The 19,392-nt window shown below is 67.4% G+C and carries 19 protein-coding genes; 13 read left to right on the top strand and 6 right to left on the bottom strand.

Annotated elements, in window-relative coordinates; translation table 11 throughout:
• The first annotated feature begins 76 nt into the window (after nt 1-76).
• The gene (locus tag E2E27_RS03380; protein WP_141457689.1) at nt 77-382 is read left to right on the top strand and encodes a hypothetical protein; all 306 of its coding nucleotides are present in this window, start codon (nt 77-79) and stop codon (nt 380-382) included.
• 25 nt (nt 383-407) lie between these two features.
• Here the strand turns inward: E2E27_RS03380 and E2E27_RS03385 are convergent, their stop codons facing one another.
• From E2E27_RS03385 to E2E27_RS03400, 4 genes are all read right to left on the bottom strand, one after another.
• Nucleotides 408-1,439 carry a ligase-associated DNA damage response exonuclease gene (locus E2E27_RS03385; RefSeq protein ID WP_141457690.1) on the bottom strand — a complete coding sequence of 344 codons (1,032 nt, stop codon included), beginning with the start codon at nt 1,437-1,439 and terminating at the stop codon, nt 408-410.
• A gap of 39 nt (nt 1,440-1,478) precedes the next feature.
• Nucleotides 1,479-1,997, bottom strand: coding sequence for a hypothetical protein (locus tag E2E27_RS03390; protein WP_141457691.1), 519 nt, complete (start codon nt 1,995-1,997; stop codon nt 1,479-1,481).
• Entirely contained in the window at nt 1,997-4,357 is a 2,361-nt protein-coding gene (gene clpA, locus E2E27_RS03395) for an ATP-dependent Clp protease ATP-binding subunit ClpA (RefSeq protein WP_141457692.1), read from the bottom strand. Before clpA ends, E2E27_RS03390 begins: the two co-directional genes overlap by 1 nt.
• A gap of 130 nt (nt 4,358-4,487) precedes the next feature.
• Nucleotides 4,488-4,691, bottom strand: a complete 204-nt coding sequence (locus E2E27_RS03400; protein WP_141457693.1) for a DUF1192 domain-containing protein — start codon at nt 4,689-4,691, stop codon at nt 4,488-4,490.
• A 101-nt stretch (nt 4,692-4,792) separates the two neighbouring features.
• On the opposite strand from E2E27_RS03400, the gene E2E27_RS03405 reads away from it, so the two are divergent.
• The 6 genes from E2E27_RS03405 (at nt 4,793) to E2E27_RS03430 (ending at nt 11,669) form a co-directional block, all read left to right on the top strand.
• Nucleotides 4,793-5,818 carry an NAD(P)H-quinone oxidoreductase gene (locus tag E2E27_RS03405; protein WP_234036169.1) on the top strand — a complete coding sequence of 342 codons (1,026 nt, stop codon included), beginning with the start codon at nt 4,793-4,795 and terminating at the stop codon, nt 5,816-5,818.
• A gap of 287 nt (nt 5,819-6,105) precedes the next feature.
• Nucleotides 6,106-6,756, top strand: a complete 651-nt coding sequence (locus E2E27_RS03410; protein WP_141461540.1) for a glutathione S-transferase family protein — start codon at nt 6,106-6,108, stop codon at nt 6,754-6,756.
• 113 nt (nt 6,757-6,869) lie between these two features.
• The gene (locus tag E2E27_RS03415) at nt 6,870-7,784 is read left to right on the top strand and encodes a UDP-2,3-diacylglucosamine diphosphatase (RefSeq protein WP_141457694.1); all 915 of its coding nucleotides are present in this window, start codon (nt 6,870-6,872) and stop codon (nt 7,782-7,784) included.
• Between the two features lie 5 nt (nt 7,785-7,789).
• Nucleotides 7,790-8,884, top strand: a complete 1,095-nt coding sequence (locus E2E27_RS03420; RefSeq protein WP_234036170.1) for a glycosyltransferase family 4 protein — start codon at nt 7,790-7,792, stop codon at nt 8,882-8,884.
• 155 nt (nt 8,885-9,039) lie between these two features.
• Nucleotides 9,040-9,777 (top strand): DUF1013 domain-containing protein, encoded by a 738-nt coding sequence (locus E2E27_RS03425; protein WP_141457696.1) that lies wholly within the window; start codon nt 9,040-9,042, stop codon nt 9,775-9,777.
• A 224-nt stretch (nt 9,778-10,001) separates the two neighbouring features.
• On the top strand, nt 10,002-11,669 hold the full coding sequence (locus E2E27_RS03430; RefSeq protein WP_141457697.1) for an AMP-binding protein: 1,668 nt from the start codon (nt 10,002-10,004) through the stop codon (nt 11,667-11,669).
• Between the two features lie 118 nt (nt 11,670-11,787).
• Here the strand turns inward: E2E27_RS03430 and E2E27_RS03435 are convergent, their stop codons facing one another.
• Together E2E27_RS03435 and E2E27_RS03440 are read right to left on the bottom strand one after the other, a co-directional pair.
• Complete coding sequence (locus tag E2E27_RS03435; protein ID WP_141457698.1) at nt 11,788-12,162, bottom strand: bactofilin family protein; 375 nt, start codon at nt 12,160-12,162, stop codon at nt 11,788-11,790.
• A 13-nt stretch (nt 12,163-12,175) separates the two neighbouring features.
• A complete protein-coding gene (locus tag E2E27_RS03440; RefSeq protein ID WP_141457699.1) occupies nt 12,176-13,282 on the bottom strand; it encodes a M23 family metallopeptidase in 1,107 nt (368 codons plus the stop codon).
• A gap of 334 nt (nt 13,283-13,616) precedes the next feature.
• Here E2E27_RS03440 and E2E27_RS03445 point away from each other — a divergent pair, with 334 nt between their 5' ends.
• The 6 genes from E2E27_RS03445 (at nt 13,617) to E2E27_RS03470 (ending at nt 19,388) form a co-directional block, all read left to right on the top strand.
• Nucleotides 13,617-14,906, top strand: coding sequence for a glutamate-5-semialdehyde dehydrogenase (locus tag E2E27_RS03445; RefSeq protein WP_141457700.1), 1,290 nt, complete (start codon nt 13,617-13,619; stop codon nt 14,904-14,906).
• Nucleotides 14,907-14,918: 12 nt separating this feature from the next.
• Nucleotides 14,919-15,599 carry a nicotinate-nucleotide adenylyltransferase gene (locus E2E27_RS03450; protein WP_141457701.1) on the top strand — a complete coding sequence of 227 codons (681 nt, stop codon included), beginning with the start codon at nt 14,919-14,921 and terminating at the stop codon, nt 15,597-15,599.
• 174 nt (nt 15,600-15,773) lie between these two features.
• Complete coding sequence (rsfS, locus tag E2E27_RS03455; RefSeq protein WP_141461542.1) at nt 15,774-16,127, top strand: ribosome silencing factor; 354 nt, start codon at nt 15,774-15,776, stop codon at nt 16,125-16,127.
• A gap of 136 nt (nt 16,128-16,263) precedes the next feature.
• A complete protein-coding gene (locus tag E2E27_RS03460; RefSeq protein ID WP_141457702.1) occupies nt 16,264-16,686 on the top strand; it encodes a 23S rRNA (pseudouridine(1915)-N(3))-methyltransferase RlmH in 423 nt (140 codons plus the stop codon).
• Nucleotides 16,687-16,693: 7 nt separating this feature from the next.
• On the top strand, nt 16,694-17,914 hold the full coding sequence (locus tag E2E27_RS03465) for a murein hydrolase activator EnvC family protein (RefSeq protein ID WP_141457703.1): 1,221 nt from the start codon (nt 16,694-16,696) through the stop codon (nt 17,912-17,914).
• A gap of 109 nt (nt 17,915-18,023) precedes the next feature.
• On the top strand, nt 18,024-19,388 hold the full coding sequence (locus E2E27_RS03470; RefSeq protein ID WP_141457704.1) for a S41 family peptidase: 1,365 nt from the start codon (nt 18,024-18,026) through the stop codon (nt 19,386-19,388).
• Nucleotides 19,389-19,392 lie beyond the last annotated feature (4 nt).

Below are 19,392 nucleotides of genomic sequence, written 5' to 3' on the forward strand. Positions count from 1 at the left end.
TGCGCCGACATGCAAATCGGCTAGAGGACGCAGCAGCCGCGCAGCTGGCGCGCGCCATTACAAGGATACCGCCTCGATGAAGTTTGCTCCGCTTGCCGCCTTCGGCCTGGCGCTTGCCGCCGTGACCGCTCCCCTTGCCGTGACCGCGCAGGAAACGCCCGCGCCTGCCCCGGCCTTTTCGATCGACACCCCGGTCGAAGTGCTGGTGGCCGACGCGCGCGCCAAGGCGGTGCTCGACAAGTATCTGCCCGGCATCGACCAGCACCCCGCCTACGACCAGTTCCGCGCGTTGAGCCTGCGCACTCTCGCGCCGTTCTCGCAGGGGATGATCACCGAAGAGATGCTGGCCAAGATCGAAGCCGATCTGACCGCGATCAAGTAAGTTCCGGATGGCGAGGGCGGGGGTGCTAGTCATCCTCGTCCTCGTATCCGACCAGCGCCAGCGCGCGGGCGCGGCGCTGGCTGAGCGCGCACCAGCGCAGCAGCGCTTCCTCGCGCCCATGGGTGATCCAGGTTTCCTGCGGGTTGACCTCGGTGATGGTGCGGGTGAGTTCGCCCCAGTCGGCGTGATCGGAGATCACCAGCGGGAGCTCCACCCCGCGCTGGCGTGCACGCCCGCGCACCCGCATCCATCCGCTCGCCATGGCGGTGATGGGATCGGGCAGGCGGCGGCTCCAGCGGTCGTTGAGCGCCGAAGGCGGCGCGACGACGATGCTCCCACGCATTTCGTCCTTGGTGGCATCGGCGACGAGCCGCAGATCGCCCAGCGCCACGCCGTGATCCTCGTAGAGCCGGCACATCGCCTCCATCGCTCCGTGGAGAAAGATCGTGTCGCTGTGCCCCGCCGCGCGCAGTTCGGCGATCACCCGCTGCGCCTTGCCCAGCGCATAGGCGCCCACCAGCACGCAAGCCTCGGGATTGTCGGAGCGCGCGTCCAGCAGCTTGCCGATCTCCTCGCCGATGGGGGGATGGGTGAAGACCGGGAGGCCGAAGGTCGCCTCGGTGATGAAGATGTCGCAGGGGGTGACTTCAAAGGGCGCGGCGGTCGGATCGGGGGCGCGCTTGTAATCGCCGGTTATGACGACCCGCTCGCCCGCGTGTTCGAGCAGGATCTGCGCAGAACCGAGCACGTGGCCCGCCGGGATATAGGTCGCATCGACCCCGCCCGGCAGGCGGATCGTCTCGCCATATTCGACCGGTACCGCCTTGTGCAGAACGGTTCCGGCCTCGTCGGACGCCCCGGTGCGATAGCGCAGCTCCATGATCGCCAGCGTTGCCGGGGTGGCGATGGTCTCGCCATGCCCGCCGCGCGCATGATCGGCATGGCCATGCGTCACCAGCGCGCGCGGCACCGGGCGCGAGGGATCGACCCAGGCATCGGCGGGAACGATGTGAATGCCCCACGGCTCGGGACGGATCCAGGAAAAGGGGGCGGCCATGACAGGAGCAACCTTTGAGGTCGCGTCCGTGTTCCAGAGTTACTTGCGCTTCACCGGATCGAGCCAGCCCCAGCAGTCCTCATCGCGCAGGATGCGCTCGTCGGTGATCACGCCGTCGACCATGATGTAGGACGCCGGGCGGCAGGTCAGCGCGTCGCCCGCGTTCTTGAACATCACGACGAAGCCATATTCCTCTTCGGGATAGGCGGCGGGGTCGCTCGGCCGGCCCATGCAGTCGGCCCCGGCGGTGGAGGCGAGCGGGGTGAGGCGGAGCCAGCGATCGTCGCTGCTGTCCTTCTCGGTGCGCCACGAGAGCGTGACGCGCTGCTGCCCGCTCTGCACCCAGCCGGTGCCATCAGCGTCGAAATGCCAGGTCTCGGTGCATTCGGACTTGCCGTCCGGCCCCTTCTTGCGCGCCGCGAACTGCCACGTGCCGACTTCGGCCAGATGCGCCGCCATCGCCTCGGCCGAGAGATCGGCGGGCTGGGCGGATACGGGAGCGGCGGAGGTGCCCATCAGCACCCCCGCCGCCGCCATTGCTGCGATAGATCCGCGCATCAGCCCTCGTCGGCTTCCGGCGCGGGCTTCTTGGCCGCCGGGGTCTTTTTTGCAGGCGCCTTCTTCTTGGCGACCTTCACCTTGGGCGGGGCCGGGGTCATTTCGAAGGCGGGCTTGCCGTCCTTCACCGTGACATGCACCTCGCCGCCATCGGCCAGCTTGCCGAACAGCAGTTCTTCCGCGAGCGGCTGCTTGATCTTTTCCTGGATCAGGCGAGCCATCGGCCGCGCGCCGTAGAGCTTGTCATAGCCCTTGTCGCCCAGCCAGCTGCGCGCATCGCTGTCGAACTGGATGTGGACGTTCTGTTCGGCGAGTTGCAGCTCCAGCTGGAGGATGAACTTGTCGACCACGCGCGCCACGGTGCTCTTGCCGAGATAGGCGAAGGGCACGATCGCATCCAGCCGGTTGCGGAATTCGGGGGTGAACATCTTCTTCACCGCCTCGTCACCCGCATCGGCCTTGCTCACGTCGCCGAAGCCGATCCCCTGCCGCGCCATGTCGGACGCGCCCGCATTGGTGGTCATGATCAGCACCACGTTGCGGAAATCGACCGTCTTGCCGTGGTGGTCGGTCAGGCGGCCGTTGTCCATCACCTGCAACAGGATGTTGTAGAGGTCAGGGTGCGCCTTCTCGATCTCGTCGAGCAGCAGCACGCAATGCGGGTTCTGGTCGACCGCATCGGTCAGCAGACCGCCCTGATCGTAACCGACATAGCCCGGAGGCGCGCCGATGAGGCGGCTGACCGAGTGACGCTCCATATATTCCGACATGTCGAAGCGCTTGAGCTCGATCCCCATGATCGTGGCGAGCTGGCGGGCGACTTCGGTCTTGCCGACGCCGGTGGGGCCGGAAAACAGGAAGCTGCCGATCGGCTTGTCCGGATCGCGCAGGCCCGCACGGCTCAGCTTCATCGCGGTGGCGAGGCGCTGGATCGCCTCGTCCTGCCCGAAGACGACGTGCTTGAGATCGCGCTCGAGGTTTTCGAGTGCCTTCTTGTCGTCCTTGCTGACCGACTTGGGAGGGATGCGCGCCATCGTCGCGATCACCTGTTCGATCTCGCGCGCGGTGATGGTCTTCTTGCGGCGGCTGGGGGGCACCAGCATCTGCATCGCGCCGACCTCGTCGATCACGTCGATTGCCTTGTCGGGCAGCTTGCGGTCGTTGATGTAGCGCGCCGAAAGCTCGACCGCGGTCTTGATCGCATCGGGCGTGTATTTCACCTTGTGGTGATCTTCGAAGGCGGAGCGCAGACCTTTGAGGATCTTGACCGTGTCTTCGATCGTGGGCTCGTTCACATCGATCTTCTGGAACCGGCGCAGCAGCGCGCGGTCCTTTTCGAAGTGGTTGCGGAATTCCTTGTAGGTGGTCGAGCCGATGCAGCGGATCGCGCCGGAGGACAGCGCGGGCTTCAGCAGGTTCGAGGCATCCATCGCCCCGCCGCTGGTCGCGCCGGCGCCGATCACGGTGTGGATTTCGTCGATGAACAGCACCGCGTTGGGCATGGCCTCAAGCTCGGTGACGACCTGCTTCAGCCGTTCTTCAAAGTCGCCGCGATAGCGCGTGCCCGCCAGCAGCGCGCCCATGTCGAGCGAGTAGATCACCGCTTCGGACAGCACTTCGGGCACGTCGCCTTCGACGATCTTGCGCGCCAGACCCTCCGCAATCGCGGTCTTGCCGACGCCGGGATCGCCGACATAGAGCGGGTTGTTCTTGGAACGGCGGCACAGGATCTGGATCGTCCGGTCCACCTCCGGCCCGCGACCGATCAGCGGGTCGATCTTGCCGTTTTCGGCCTTGGCGTTGAGGTTGACGGTGAACTGGTCGAGCGCGGTTTCCTTCTTGCTGCCGCTGTCCTTGGCCTGTTGCGCGGGTTCTTCCGCCTTGTCGGCACCCTGCGGGGTCTTGGGCTCGATCTGGCGGCCGCCCTTGCCGATGCCGTGGCTGATGAAGCTCACCGCATCGAGCCGGCTCATGTCCTGCTGCTGGAGGAAATAGACCGCGTAGGAATCACGCTCGGAAAACAGTGCGACCAGCACGTTCGCGCCGGTGACGGTGTCCTTGCCCGAGGACTGGACGTGCAGGATCGCGCGCTGGATCACCCGCTGGAAGCCCGCGGTGGGCTGCGGGTCGGCGCCGTCCTCGGTCTTGAGGCTTTGATATTCCTGATCGAGATACTGCTTCACCACCTCGCCCAGCTCGGCCAGATCGACGCCGCAGGCGGCCATTACCGCGGCCGCATCCTCATCGTCGATCAGCGCCAGCAGCAGGTGTTCGAGCGTGGCATATTCGTGCCGCCGCTCGGACGCATTGCCGAGCGCATTGTGCAGCGTGCGTTCGAGGTTCTGGGCGAAGCTGGGCATGGGAGAGGCCTCTATCTGCGGGTGGGCGCTCGTGGCGAGAGAGCGGGGGGAGCCATTTTCCGACAATATGGGATGCGCGCCGGGAATTGCGAATCCGCTAAGCTTGATACGGAAGCTATGCGTAATCGGATCATCCGCCGCCCTTCCCGAACAGCGCATCGGCGGCGGCGCGGTGGGCGGCAGCCTTGTCGCGGTGGGCGATAACGCGCGCGATCTCGGCTTCGAGCAGCGCGATACGCTCTGCCAGTTCGGCTTGCGAATAGGGGCCGAGGTCCTCGCCTGCGAGGCGACTCGCCGCGTCTCCGCTGGGGCGTGGGCGATCGGGTTCTTCCATCTGCCGCGCAGCATCAGGGGGAAGCGGCTTGCTGTCAATCGGTGAGAGGGTTATTCGCCCAGGGCAGGTGGTTAAAAGCGATTGAACGGGGGGACTTTGTGATGGACGCGAACACGGGGCGGGCCTTGCCTGACACGATGCAGGCGATCGGCTTCGACGCCCCCGGCGGGCCGGATGTCCTGCAGCTGCAAAGCGGCAACCCCCTGCCGCGCCTGCGTCCCGACGATGTGCTGATCCGCGTAGCTTATGCCGGGGTCAACCGCCCCGATTGCCTCCAGCGCGCCGGAGCCTATCCGCCGCCGCCGGGCGCTTCGCCCACGCTGGGGCTGGAGGTGTCGGGCGAGATCGTCGCCGTCGGCACCGAAGTCCCGCGCGAGATGATCGGGCAATATGTCGCCGCCCTCACACCCGGCGGGGGCTATGCCGAATATTGCGCGGCGCATTGGCAGCACTGCCTGCCGGTGCCCGAAGGCATGATGCTTTCCGAAGCCGCCGCGCTCCCCGAAACCCTCTTCACCGTGTGGCACAACCTGTTCGAGCGCGGCCTCGCGCGCGATGGGGAGAGCGTGCTGATCCACGGCGGCACCAGCGGCATCGGGACGATGGCAATCATGCTCGGCAAGGCCTTCGGGCTGCAAGTCATCGTCACCTGCGGCGACACTGCCAAATGCGCCGCTGCGACCCGGATCGGCGCGGATCTGGCGATCAACTACCGCGAGCAGGACTTCGTCGAGGCGGTGCTGGCGCATACCGAAGGCAAGGGCGTCAACGTGGTGCTCGACATGGTGTCGGGCGATTATGTCGCGCGCAACATGAAGTGCCTTGCCGAGGATGGCCGCCATGTCACCATCGCGGTGCTGGGCGGGCCCAAGGCCGATCTGAATATGGCGGTGGTGATGATGAAGCGCCTGACCCTCACCGGATCGACCCTGCGCCCGCGCTCGGACAGCTTCAAGGCGGCGCTTGCCGACGAGATCGCCGACAACGCCTGGCCGCTGTTCTGCGACGGCGAATTGTCGCCGGTGATGGACCGGACTTTCCCCCTCGCCGAAGCCGCCGCCGCCCATGCGCGGATGGAGAACGGCGATCACATCGGCAAGATCGTGCTGGAGGTTGCAGGCCAATGACCTATCCCGTGCTGCGCATTTCGGGCGATTACGCCTTCGTCGAGGTCCGCAAGGGACGCGGGGCGATGCGCTGGCGCGACATGACGCCGATCCATCGCGGCCCGGCGAGCGCGGGGAAGGAATGGAAGGGCGGCGAGGGTGACAAGCTGGCGGCCGTCCACTGCCTCTGGCCGAGCGACCCCAATTCCACCCTGTCGCAACCCTATGAGCAATCCTCGTGGGAGGGCTTGGGAACCGGCCAGCCCAAGCTGCTGGTGTTCCCGACCACATTGTCCGGCTTCATGACGATGCAGGACGAGGCGGGGCGCGGCGATGATGCCCTCACCCTCCACGAAGACCCGCGCAGCGGGAATTGCTACAAGATCAAGCTCACCGCCGCACTGCTTGGCCTGCCGCTGGCGACGCGCGGCTACGACATCATGCAGGGCGAGACGCGCACGCCCGAGTTCCTCGCCAAGGTGAACGCCAATGGGCGCATCCCGGTGCTCCAGATCGGGGAGGGGGCCGATGCGCGTTTTCTGCCCGAAAGCAACGCCGCCTGCTGGTATCTCGCCCATGGCTCGGCGCTGATCCCGGAAGACCGCTTCGCGCAGGCCGACATGCTGCGCTGGATGTTCTTCGAGCAGTACAACCACGAACCCAACGTCGCCACGCTGCGCTTCTGGCTGCGCTTCGTGGGCGAGGCGAACCTGTCGGAGCAGCAGCGCGCGAAGATGATGGCCAAGCGCATGGCGGGCTGCGCGGCACTGGAGCTGATGGACAAGCATCTGGCGAATAATGCCTTTTTCTGCGGCGACACCCCGACGCTCGCCGACATCGCGCTGTTCGCCTACACCCATGTCGCCGAGGAGGGCGGCTTCGGCCTCGGCAATTATCCGCAGATTCAGGGCTGGATCGCGCGGGTTCAGGCGCTGCCCGGTTTCGTGCCGATGGACTGACAGCCGCCTGACTTGTCATTGAAAACATGACGCGGAACCGTCACGCCCTTGCGATTCGGGTGTAACATTCGGCTGGCAAAGGATTTCCGAGAGACCAAGCTCAGGAAATCCCGATGACCGGCGCCGACCTCACCGATCTGATCCACGACAACATCGCCAGCTTCCCGCTCGCGAGCCCGCGCACGCCCGAGCCGGAAGGGGGCGAGCCCGAAGGCGGCGAGCGGCGTTCGTTCCGAACGATCTGGATCAGCGACGTGCATCTCGGCACCAAGGGCTGCAACGCCGATCTGCTGATCGACTTCCTCGACCACACCGACAGCGAGACGATGTATCTGGTCGGCGACATCATCGACGGCTGGCGGCTGAAGAAGAAGTTCTACTGGCCATCCGCGCACAACGATATCGTCTGGCGCATCATGAAGCGCGCGCGGCGCGGCACGCGGGTGGTCTATATCCCCGGCAATCACGACGAGATGTTCCGGCAGTTCACCGGCCTCAATTTCGGCGGCATCGAGATCCGCCGCGCGGCCTTTCACGATACCGCCGACGGGCGGCGCCTGATGGTGCTGCACGGCGACGAGTTCGATGCCGTCATGCTGTCGCACCGCTGGCTCGCCTTCGTGGGCGACCATGCCTACCACTTGATGATGAAGTGCAATCTCGCGGTGAACACCGTCCGCCGCCGGTTTGGCCTGCCCTACTGGTCGCTCTCCAAGGCGGCCAAGCACAAGGTCAAGAACGCGGTGGAGTTCATCGGCAAGTACGAGGAAGTCGTCGCCCGCGCGGCCGGGGAGCGCGGGGTCGACGGGGTGGTGTGCGGCCACATCCACACCGCCGAATTCCGCGCCTTCCAGCACAATGGCCGGCCCATCGAATACTGGAACGATGGCGACTGGGTCGAAGGCTGCAACGCGCTGGTCGAACATCACGACGGTCGGATGGAGATCCTCCACTGGGCCGACGAGATCCGCCGCCGCGAGGACGAAGCGGCACCCCCCGCCGCCGCCGAAGCGCGCGAGGCGGCGTGAACCGGTTGACCTCAATTCCCATCGACGATTGCACCGCGGCGCCTTCGCCCATCCCGGCGCGGATCGCGATCGTCACCGATGCCTGGCACCCGCAGACCAACGGCGTGGTGCGCACGCTTTCGACCACCTGCGAGGTGCTGCGCGGCTGGGGGCATGAGGTCACGGTGATTTCGCCCGAAGGCTACCCCTCGATCCCCGCACCGACCTATCCCGAGATCCGTCTCGCGCTGACCCTGCCCGGCGCCGTCGGGCGGCGGCTGGCGGCGATCGCGCCCGACGCGGTGCATATCGCGACCGAGGGGCCGTTGGGCTTTGCCGCCCGCGCCTATTGCCTGCGCCGCCGCGTGCCCTTCACCACCGCCTATCACACCCAGTTCCCCGATTACGTCGCGCGCCGCACCGGGCTGCCTGCGCGGTTGTTCTGGCCCTATATCCGCTGGTTCCACCGCCCCGCGCAGACGATCATGGTCGCGACCGAGACGATCCGCGCCCAGTTACGCGAACAGGGCCTCACCCGCCTGACCCACTGGAGCCGCGGCGTCGATCTGTCGTGCTTCTCCCCGCAAGCCCCACGTCCGCCCGAATATGCCGGGATCGCCGGGCCGATCCTGCTCTATGTCGGGCGCGTGGCGGTGGAGAAGAATATCGAGGCCTTCCTCGCCTGCCCCTATCCCGGCACCAAGGTGGTGGTGGGAGACGGCCCGGCCCTCGCAGGGCTCAAGGCGAGGTTCCCGCAAGCGCTGTTTCTCGGCAAGCGCACGGGCGAGGCGCTGGCGGGGTGCTATGCCCATGCCGATGTCTTTGTTTTCCCCTCCCGCACCGACACCTTCGGGCTGGTGATGATCGAGGCGCTGGCCTGCGGCACCCCGGTCGCCGCCTTCCCGGTCCCCGGGCCGCTCGACATCGTCACCGAAAGCGTCGGTGCGCTGTCCGAGGATCTCGCCCGCGCGATCGACGCCGCGCGCTATTGCGATCGCGCCACCTGCGCCGCCTATGCCGCGGGTTACTCGTGGGAGGCGGCGAGCCGGCAATTCCTCGCCGGGCTGGCGGCGCTGGGGGAGGAGGAAGCGGTTTCGCTTGCTGCTGCGCAGCTTTATTAGCTTTCGATCGCGCTGGCGGGCGGTATGCGCCACCGACAGGTGGCTCACAAACAACGAATCCATTTCTTGCCGTTTCGCGCCGTTTCGCCTATCTGAGACTCCAAGGCGGCCGCTCCGAAAGGGGCGGCCCTTTCATTTTCAACGGAGATTTCCCCATGGCGACCAAGGATCAGCCCAAGCCGCTGATGCCGCATGCCACCGCGACCTGGCTGGTGGACAACACCGCGCTGTCTTTCGAACAGATCGCCGAGTTCTGCGGCCTCCACATCCTCGAAGTGCAGGCGATGGCCGATGATCTTGCGGGCAGCAAGTACACCGGGCGCGACCCCGTCCATTCGGGCGAGCTGACCCAGGCCGAGATCGAAAAGGGGCAGGAAGACCCGTCCTACTCGCTCAAGATGCACAAGGCCCCGGTTGAAGTGACCCGCACCAAGGGCCCGCGCTACACCCCCGTCTCGAAGCGGCAGGACAAGCCCGACGGTATCGCCTGGATCCTGCGCAACCACCCCGAGGTGTCGGACGCGCAGATCGGCAAGCTGATCGGCACCACCCGCAACACCATCGGCGCGATCCGTGATCGCTCGCACTGGAACATCCAGAACATCACGCCGAAAGACCCGGTGACGCTGGGCCTGTGCTCGCAGCGCGAGCTTGACGCGATGGTCGCCAAGGCCGCCAAGCGCGCCGGCGTGACCGAGGATGCCGACGCGCCGGTCAAGTCGGAGCGCAACGATCGCGAAAGGCTGATCGAGGAACTGCGCGCCGAGCGTGACGACAAGGTCAAGGCCGCCGGCGAAGCCGCGCAGGAAGCCGAGGCCGAAGCCTGGCTCGCCCGCAAGCGCGAAGCCGAGGCCGAGGAAAAGAAGATCGACCCCGAGAGCGGGTTTATCTGACATTGCTGTCGGTGTGCCCGCCTCCGCGGGCACATCCTCGGCGAGTTTCCGTCGCTTCGCGCCGGATCGCCTGCGGCTCGCGCGCGTGCGCTCGCGGCCCGTCCGATGGCGGGCCGAACGCAATGCGCTTGCGCCTCTCCCGAACAAGCTCTGCGGCGATCGAAATCGCCGAAATCCCGCAGTTTCGCTTGTGCCCCGCGAGATTGTCGGCCACAATTACTGACATGACTGTCAGTAGTGTCGCGCCCGCCTATCATCACCCCGTCCCGCTCGAAACCGTCTTCGCACCGGCCACGCTGCCCGCGCTGCTGGAGCGGACGCGCGCCGCGAATCCGCAGGCGCCGTTCCTGCATTTTCTCGGGCGCACCTACAGCTACGCCGAGATTCATGCCGATGCCGTGCGCTTTGCCGCCGGGCTTCAGGCGCTGGGCATCGCCAAGGGCGACCGCGTCGGCCTGTTTCTCCCCAACGTGCCGATCTACGCCGCCGCCTACTATGGTGCGATGATGGCGGGCGCGGTGGTGGTGAACTTCTCGCCGCTCTATTCGGTCGAGGAGTTGAGCTGGCAGGTCGGCGATTCCGGCACGCGGCTGCTGGTGACGCTCGACGTGCCCGAACTCTACAAGACCGCGAAAAAGGTGCTCGACGGTTCAGCGCTGGAAACGCTGGTGGTGGGCCGCCTTTCCGATCAGCTGCCGTGGGTGAAGGGCACCGCGCTCAAACTGCTCAAGCGCAAGCAGATCGCCGATGTCGCCTATGGGCCGAGCGTCAAGAGCTGGGCCGCGATGACCCCGGAGGGCGCACCGCGCGCGGTCGACATCACCCCCGCCGATCTCGCCCTGCTGCAATATACCGGCGGCACCACCGGGCGGCCCAAGGGCGCGATGCTGGGGCATGATCAGCTGTCGGTGAACGCCCAGCAGGTCGCCGCGCTCAATCCCTTCGGCGATCCGGCGGGCGAGTGCTTCATGGGCGCGCTGCCGTTCTTCCACGTCTTCGCCAACACCGCGCTGCTCAATCACGCGATGGTGACCGGTGGTTCGATCGCGATGGTGCCGCGGTTCGAGACGAAGCAGGTCTTGGAGACGATCCAGAAATACCGCTGCACCGGCTTTCCTGGCGTGCCGACGATGTTTCAGGCGATGCTCGACCACCCCGATCTCGCCACAACCGACCTCTCCAGCCTCAAAGTCTGCATCTCGGGCGGCGCGCCGATGCCGGGGCCGGTGCACGAGAAGTTCGAGAGCGTTACGGGCGTGCGCATTTGCGAGGGCTATGGGCTCACCGAAAGCTCGGGCGTGGTCTCGGCCAACCCCTATGACGGGTTCCGCAAGCGCGGCACGATCGGTCAGCTGGTGCCGGGAACCGAGGTGATCCTGCTCGACAAGGAAGACCCCGCGAAACTCGCGCCCGAGGGCGAGCCGGGCGAGCTTGCCGTCCACGGCCCGCAGGTGATGCGCGGCTACTGGAACCGCCCGGAAGCCGATGGCGATTGCTTCGTCGAGCATGGCGGCAAGCGCTACCTGCGCACCGGCGATGTCGCGCGGCAAGACGAAGACGGCTTTTTCGAGATCGTCGACCGCATCAAGGACATGATCGCAGTGGGCGGCTTCAAGGTCTTTCCCAGCGTGGTCGAGGACGTGATCCTCGAACACCCCGCGGTGAAGGAGGCGCTGGTGATCGGCGTGCCCGAAGAATACCGCGGCGAGGTGCCGCGGGCCTATGTCACGCTCAACGAAGGCGCGACGGCGAGCGGCGAGGAGCTGGCGAGCTGGCTCAACGCCCGCATCGGCAAGCACGAGCGGGTCGACATGGTGGTGGTGCGCGAAAGCCTGCCCAAGACGATGATCGGCAAGCTGGATCGCAAGACGCTGCGGGCGGAAGTGCTTTAGTCGGGATTCCGTTCGCCCTGAGCTTGTCGAAGGGCCGTTCTTCTCTGCCGGCACTACCGGGCTGACAAAAAGTGCGGCGCTTCGACAGGCTCAGCACGAACGGGGTTAAGGCGAAACCCTACTCCGCCGCTTCGATGCTCGAAGGCACCGCCTGCACCGGCTTGACCGCCTGCCGTGCATTCGGCGCGAAGCGGCCATCGACCTGCGCGCCCTGTTCGATCGTCAGCGCATCGTAATGCACGTCGCCCTCGATCCGGGCGCTCTTGAGGATCACCAGCTCGCGCGCGGTGATCGAGCCGTTGACCGTCCCCGCCATCCGTGCGCTTTCGGCGGTGATCGCCCCGCGGATCTCGCTCTTCTCGCCCTGCACCAGACTGGCGCAGGTGATGTCGCCCTCGACCGTGCCGTCGATATGCAGGTCGGCAGTGGCGGAGATGTTGCCGGTGATGACGACATCCGCGCCGATCACCGAAAAGGTCGAACCCGATGCCATGCTGCTGCTCCTGTTAACGGCCCGCGGCTGCGGTGGCAGGGACGGGGCCTGCCCGGCGGGCTCGGACTTCCTTGAGAACATTGGGGGCAGCCTCCAGAAAGGGACGCGGATTGACCGCGCGGTCATTGATGCGGACTTCGAAATGCAGGTGCGGGCCGGTGGAGCGCCCGGTCGAGCCGAGCCCCGCGATGGTCGCCCCTGCGGCGACCTGCTGGCCCACCTTCACATCGAAGCGCGAAAGGTGCGCGTAACGGGTCAACATTCCGTTGCCGTGGCTGATCTCGACGACATTGCCGTAGCCCGACTTGCGCCCGACGAAACTGACGCGGCCATCGGCGGCGGCGAAGACGGGCGAGCCCATCGGGCCGCGGAAGTCGATCCCGGCATGCATCGCGCCGCTGCCGTTGAAGGGGTCGCGGCGATAGCCGAAGCCCGAAGTGATGCTCTCGACGCTGGCGGGCACGACCTGCGGGATGCCGTTGAGCGCACGTTCCAGCACCGCCATCCGCGTCAGGCTGAGGCCGAGGCGCTCGAAGCGCGGGTCGATCGAATCGCCGCCGGTAAAGGCCTCGAACGGACCACCCATCGCCTGCTGCGCTTCACGGCTGAGCAGCTTGGGATCGAGGTTGAGCTTGCGCATCGCGGCTTCGGCGCGGCGGGCGCGGCCATCGGCGAAGCGGGTGAGGCGTTCGACCAGCGCGAGCTGACGCGCTTCGATTTCGGCCAGACCGCGTGCTTCGGGCATCAGCGCGCTGACCTTCCGGACCGTTTCTCCGGCTGCGGTGGTCGAATCGCTCACCGTGCCGCTGGCGGCGCCTTCGGCGACCAGATCCTCGGGCAGCATCCGGGCCATTTCCTCGAGGAAGGCCTGGCGCGATTGCAGATCGTCGACCACCTTGTCGACATTGCCGGCATAGGCCTTGATCCGCTGGTCGGCGCTGGCGACTTCGGCGCGCTGCTCGGCGAAGGAGGCAAGGTCGGCCTCGGCGCGGTACTGGCCCCAGGCCATCACCGCGAGCGCGACCAGCCACAAGACCAGCGCCGCGACCGCCGCACCGGCGACGCGCATCTGGAGCTTGCCCGAAATCTTGATGAAACGCACCTGACCATCGGCGCGCATGAAGAACTCACGATCCGGGAACCAACGGCGCAGCCGATCGCCCCAGCGAAGTGCGGAATTGCTGTCTGACAAGTGCGGCCCCGATTTATGTTCTGATCTGAATGCCCGTGCAGGGCCGCTATCAGGCGATTCGGTCGGGGTCGAATCCGCAGACCCGCACGGGGGGCGAATCGAAAGGGAATCGCGACAAAGTGCACTTTCCCACAGCGCATCGCCTCATACGCGGTTTGACGGGTGGACTAATCGCGCATCGACTCGGCCACCGGGGCCGCGCGAATCGCCAGCAGGGGGCGCGGGCCTGACAGATGCGGCCCGGCCTGCTAGGGTGGCGGGCATGACTCAAACATCTGCAAACATTCGCCCCTCCGACACCCTCGATCCCGAAACGCTGGTCAACGGCCTCGCCCGCGCCGCGCGCGCCGCGCAGCGCCAGCTCGCCGCCATGCCGAGCGCCGACCGCGCCGCCGCGCTTCACCGTGCGGCAGAGGCCTTGCGCGCCGCCACCCCGGCGGTGCTCGCCGCCAATGCGGAGGATGTCGCCGCCGGCGAAGCGCGCGGGCTTTCGGGTGCGATGCTCGACCGGCTGCGGCTCGACGAGACCCGGCTTGCGGGGATCGCCGATGCGGTCGCCGCGGTCGCCGATCTGCCCGATCCGGTCGGGCAGGTGATCGATTCGACCACGCCGGCCAATGGCCTCAGGCTGAGCCGCGTCCGCGTGCCGATCGGCACCATCGGGATCATCTACGAAAGCCGCCCCAACGTCACCGCCGATGCTGCCGCCTTGTGCGTGCGTGCGGGCAATGCGGCGCTGCTGCGCGGGGGGAGCGAGGCGGTGCATTCCAACCGCGCGATCCACGCCGCGCTGGTGGAGGGACTCGTCCAAGGCGGCGTGCCCGCCGATGCAGTGCAACTGCTGCCGACGCAGGACCGCGCCGCCGTGGGCGCGATGCTGACCGCGGCGGGCCTGATCGACATGATCGTGCCGCGCGGGGGAAAGAGCCTCGTCGCGCGGGTGCAGGCCGATGCGCGCGTCCCCGTGCTCGCTCACCTGGACGGGATCAACCACACCTACATCCACGCGGCCGCCGACCCGGCGATGGCCGAGGGAATCGCGCTCAACGCCAAGCTGCGCCGCACCGGCATCTGCGGCGCGATGGAGACATTGCTGATCGACGCGGCCTTCCCCAAAACAAGCGAACTCATCGCCGCGCTGATCGACAAGGGGTGCGAAGTGCGCGGCGACAAGCGCATCGCCGCGCTCGATTCGCGGGTCATCCCGGCCAGCGCGAATGACTGGGACACCGAGTATCTCGACGCGATCCTCTCGGTCGCGATGGTCGACGATCTGGATGCCGCGCTGGCGCATATCGCGCGCCATTCCTCGGCCCACACCGATGCGATTGTCACCGCCGACGATGCCGCGGCCGAGCGTTTCCTCACGGAAGTCGACAGCGCGATCGTGATGCACAACGCCTCATCGCAATTCGCCGACGGGGGCGAGTTCGGCCTCGGCGCGGAGATCGGGATCGCCACCGGGCGGCTCCACGCGCGCGGGCCTGTCGCGCTTGAGGGGCTGACGACCTACAAGTGGCAGGTGCGCGGGACGGGCCAGACCCGGCCCTGATCGCAGCCGCGCGTGGGCACGCCTGTCCTCACCGGGCTCCTCGGCGGGAGCTTCAACCCCGCGCATGGCGGGCACCGGCGAATCACGCTCTTCGCGGCAGAGGCGCTGGGGCTGGACGAGACCTGGTGGCTGGTTTCCCCCGGCAATCCGCTGAAGCCCAAGGCGGGCATGGCGCCGCTGAAAGCGCGGCTCCTTTCGGCGCGAAAGCAGGCGCGGCGCGCGCGGATCGTGCCCACCGCGATCGAGCAGAGACTCGGCACGCGCTACACCGTGGACACGCTCGCCGCGCTCACCCGGCGCTATCCCAAACGGCGCTTCGTGTGGCTGATGGGGAGCGACAATCTCGCCCAGTTGCACCGCTGGAAGGACTGGCGGCGGATCGCCCGGACAATGCCGATTGCGGTGATCGCCCGCCCCGGCTATGATGCCGACGCCATGACAAGCCCCGCCATGGCCTGGCTCAGACGCTATCAGGTGCCTGCCGCCAGCTTTCGGAAACGGGGGCAATGGAGCGCACCGGCCCTGGTGTTATTGCGTTTCGATCCCGATCACCGCTCGGCCACGGCCATTCGCCGTGCCCATGCCGGGTGGGCCGAGGCTTTGCTCGGAGAAGGATCGAAAGGCGCGCATGAACCACCCCCGGTGCGTGATCGGCTGACATTCCGCATGATCCGGCCCGAGGCCACGGCATGAGACGCGCGCCGCGCGGCTCCGCCCGGCTGCGGGACGGCTTGCCCGATGCCGGCTCTTTCCGCCTCGAACTCTGGAGATACCCGATTGCCAAGCACCGAAGCCTTGATTCTGGGCCTGCCGCAGGGCGCCGCCCAAGCCGCCTCTCAGGCGGCCGCCTCCGTGGCACGCGCTGACATGAGCGGCGCAACGCTGCATCAGCTGGTGATGGACCAGCTCGACGACGATCAGGCGCAGGAGATCGTCTCGATCCCGCTCGAGGGCAAAAGCTCGATCGCCGATCACATGGTGATCGCCAGCGGCCGTTCGACCCGGCAGGTCGCCGCGATGGCGCAGAAGCTCGCCGAGAAGATCAAGCAGGCCGGTTTCGGCCATGCCCGCGTCGAAGGCCTGCCGGCTGCCGACTGGGTGCTGATCGACGCGGGCGACGTGGTCGTCCACCTGTTCCGCCCCGAAGTGCGCAGCTTCTACAACCTCGAACGGATGTGGAGCTTCGAGGGGTCGGAAACGTCGATGCTTGGTAGGAATTGATTTGTTTTGCGCTCGCCCATCCGGGCGAGCGTCCTCGGTGCGTTTTCGTCGCTTTGCGACGGAGCACCTGCGGGCGGGCGGTCGCCCTTGCGGTCGCTGCGCGACCGTTTGGCTCTGCCTTTGAAAGGTTGCGCTTATTCTCCTCCACATCATCGCGCGGGGCAAGATCGGGCGTTCGCCGGAGGGCGAGCTGGTGGAGCGTTATGCCAAGCGCCTGACCTGGCCCGTGAAGCTCACCGAATGGCCCGATACCGGTGCGGGCAAGGTGGCCGATCCGCTCACCCCCTGCCGCACAGTGCTGCTCGACGAGCGCGGCAAGGCCATGTCCTCGGAGAGCTTCGCCGCCCTGCTGGGCGAGTGGCGCGATGATGGCGTGCGCGAGACCCGCTTCATGATCGGCGCGGCGGACGGACATTCCGATGCCGAGCGCGCCTCTGCCGACCTCCTGCTCGCCTTCGGCCCTGCCACCTGGCCGCACATGCTGGCGCGCGCGATGCTGATGGAGCAACTCTACCGCGCCACCACGATCCTTGCAGGCCATCCCTATCATCGGGCATGACGTCGCCATGCGCGGGCGATTGATCCTGACTTTTGCGGCGACCGTCGGTGTCGCCACGGCGCTGGTAGTGGCCATGCCCGATAGCCGCGCCGCGCTGTCCGTCGCGCTGCTCGAAGCCGATGACGCCGAGGCGGCGCTCAAGCGGGCCACCCGCGAGAGCAAGCTGGCCGAAACCCGCGCCGCGCGGCTCGCCGCCGAGGCCGAGGCCGCCACCCGCACCGCCAGCGAGGCCGCCGCGCTCGCCGCGCGCATCCAGCAGGCCGAGGCCGATATCGAGATCGCCCGCGCGCGCCTTACCATCGCCCGCCAGCAGCGCGCCGCCGTGACCGCGCGGCTCGCCGAAAAGCGCGAGCCCACCGCCCGCCTCGCCGCCGCATTGCAGACGGTCGCGCGCCGCCCGCTGGCGCTTTCGGCCCTGCAACCCGGCTCGCTCAAGGATGTGGTGCACGTGCGCGCGGTGCTCGATGGGGCGGTGCCGCAGATCGCGGCGCGCACGGCGGGATTGAAGGCCGAGCTTGACCGGGGCCGCGCGCTCGAAGCGCAGGCGGCGGCGGCGGTCGAGCAATTGCGCGGCAGCGAGAGCGCCTTGCGCCAGCGCCGCGCGCAGCTCGCCGCGCTCGAACAGCAGCAGCGCATCGCCTCGCGCACCGCCCGCGGCGCGGCCTTGCGCGAGGCCGAGCGCGCGCTGGCGCTCGCCGAGGAAGCCCGCGATCTCGATGGGCTGGTGGGCAAGCTGGGCGAGGTCGCGGCGCTGCGGCAGGAACTCGCCGCGCTGCCCGGCCCGGTGCTGCGGCCGGAGAATCTAGCGGCCGCCCTGCCGCCCGAAGCCGCACCCGCGCCCTCTCCCGCCGCCAGCAGCCCGCCGCCGCGCGATTTCCAGCTGCCGGTGCAGGGGCGCACGCTCTCCGGGTTCGGGACGAAGCGCGCCAGCGGGCTTGCTGCCACCGGGCTTACTCTCGCGCCCGCGAAGGACGCGCAGGTGGTTGCCCCGGCGCGCGGTCGGGTCGCCTTTGCCGGGGCCTATCGCGGCTTCGGGCGAATCGTCATTATCGAGCATGACGGCGGCTGGACCAGCCTCGTCACCGGGCTCGCCATGGTCGAGGTCGCGGTGGGCGATTCCGTCATCGGCGGCAGCCCGCTGGGCCGCGCCACCGGGGGGACGGAGCCGGTGACGATCGAGCTGCGGCAGGATGGCAAGCCGGTCAACCCCTTGCAATATCTGCGATAATCACCACGTGACGGGCGTCCTGTCCTCTCCGGATCACCCCCGCAGCGTTGATCTGGCGTTCAGCAAGCGGAGCCTATACACTCTCCCGCCGAAGGAGCATCCCGCACCCATGAACATCGCCGCACTCCTGCGCAGCGCAGCCCTTGTCACTACCGTCGCGCTGATCCCTGCCACCACCGCCACCATGGCTCAGGTCGATGGCCGCGCCGGGCCCGAATTCGCCAAGCTTTTCGCCGTCTTCCAGCGGGTGAAATCGAGCTATGTCGAGCCGGTCGAGGATGACGTGCTGATCCGCGGCGCGATCGACGGGATGCTGGCGGCGCTCGATCCCCATTCGGCCTATCTCGACGGCGGCGATCTCCAGCGGCTGGAGACCATGATCGACGGGCAATATTCGGGCCTTGGCCTGTCGGTGGTGATGGAGGATGGCGCGGTCAAGGTGATCTCGCCCTTCCGCGGCAGCCCGGCCGAGACCGCGGGGATCAAGGCGGGCGACTTCATCACGCACCTCGATGGCAAGCTGATCGTCGACACCAAGCTCGATGATGCGGTGGCGCAGATGCGCGGGCCCAAGGGCACCTCGATCCAGCTGACGATCTTCCGTCCGGGCCGCGAGGAGCCGCTGGAGGTCAACGTGACCCGCGGCGTGATCGAGCTCGAGCCGGTCACCTCCGAACTGGCCGAGGGCAATATCGCGGTCATTACGGTCAACGAATTCTCCGCCCAGGTCGGGGCGGATGTTTATAAGGCGTGGGCCGACATCAAGAAGAAGGCCCCCGGCGGGCGCGTCAACGGACTGGTGCTCGACCTGCGCAACAACCCCGGCGGCAGCCTCGACGAATCCGTGGCGCTCAGCGACCTGTTCCTGAGCAAGGGCCGGATCGTCAGCCAGCGCGGCCGCGCGCGGGGCGAGACGGTGCTCTACGATGCCGAGAGCGTCTATCGCGGCGATATGGCCGAAGGCGTGCCGATGATCGTGCTGATCAATGCCGGCTCCGCCTCGGCCTCCGAAATCGTGGCGGGCGCATTGCAGGATCACCGCCGCGCGCTGATCATGGGCGAGCGCAGCTTCGGCAAGGGTTCGGTGCAGTCGCTGCTGCCGCTCGGCACCGATGCCGCCTTGAAGCTGACCACCGCGCGCTATTTCACGCCGGCGGGCAAATCGGTGCAGGAAGGCGGCATTCGCCCCGACATCACCGTGCCGCAGATCTCCGACCCCGATTATGCGCTGCGCCAGAAGTATCAGACCCGCGAAAGCGATCTGCGCGGGCACCTGATCAACGAGCTGGCGATCAAGGACGAGGAGATGGAGACCGACAAGATCGCCGATCCGCGTTTCCAGCTCACCGCCGCGCAGCTTGAGGAGCGGGGGGTCAAGGACTTCCAGCTCAATTACGCGATGGATACGCTGCGCCGCACCACCAAGAGCACGGTCGCGCTGCGGCCTGCGCTCAAGCCTTCCGCCAAGCCCTGAGCCG

It is taken from the genome of Porphyrobacter sp. YT40 (genome assembly GCF_006542605.1).
GTDB lineage: Bacteria > Pseudomonadota > Alphaproteobacteria > Sphingomonadales > Sphingomonadaceae > Erythrobacter.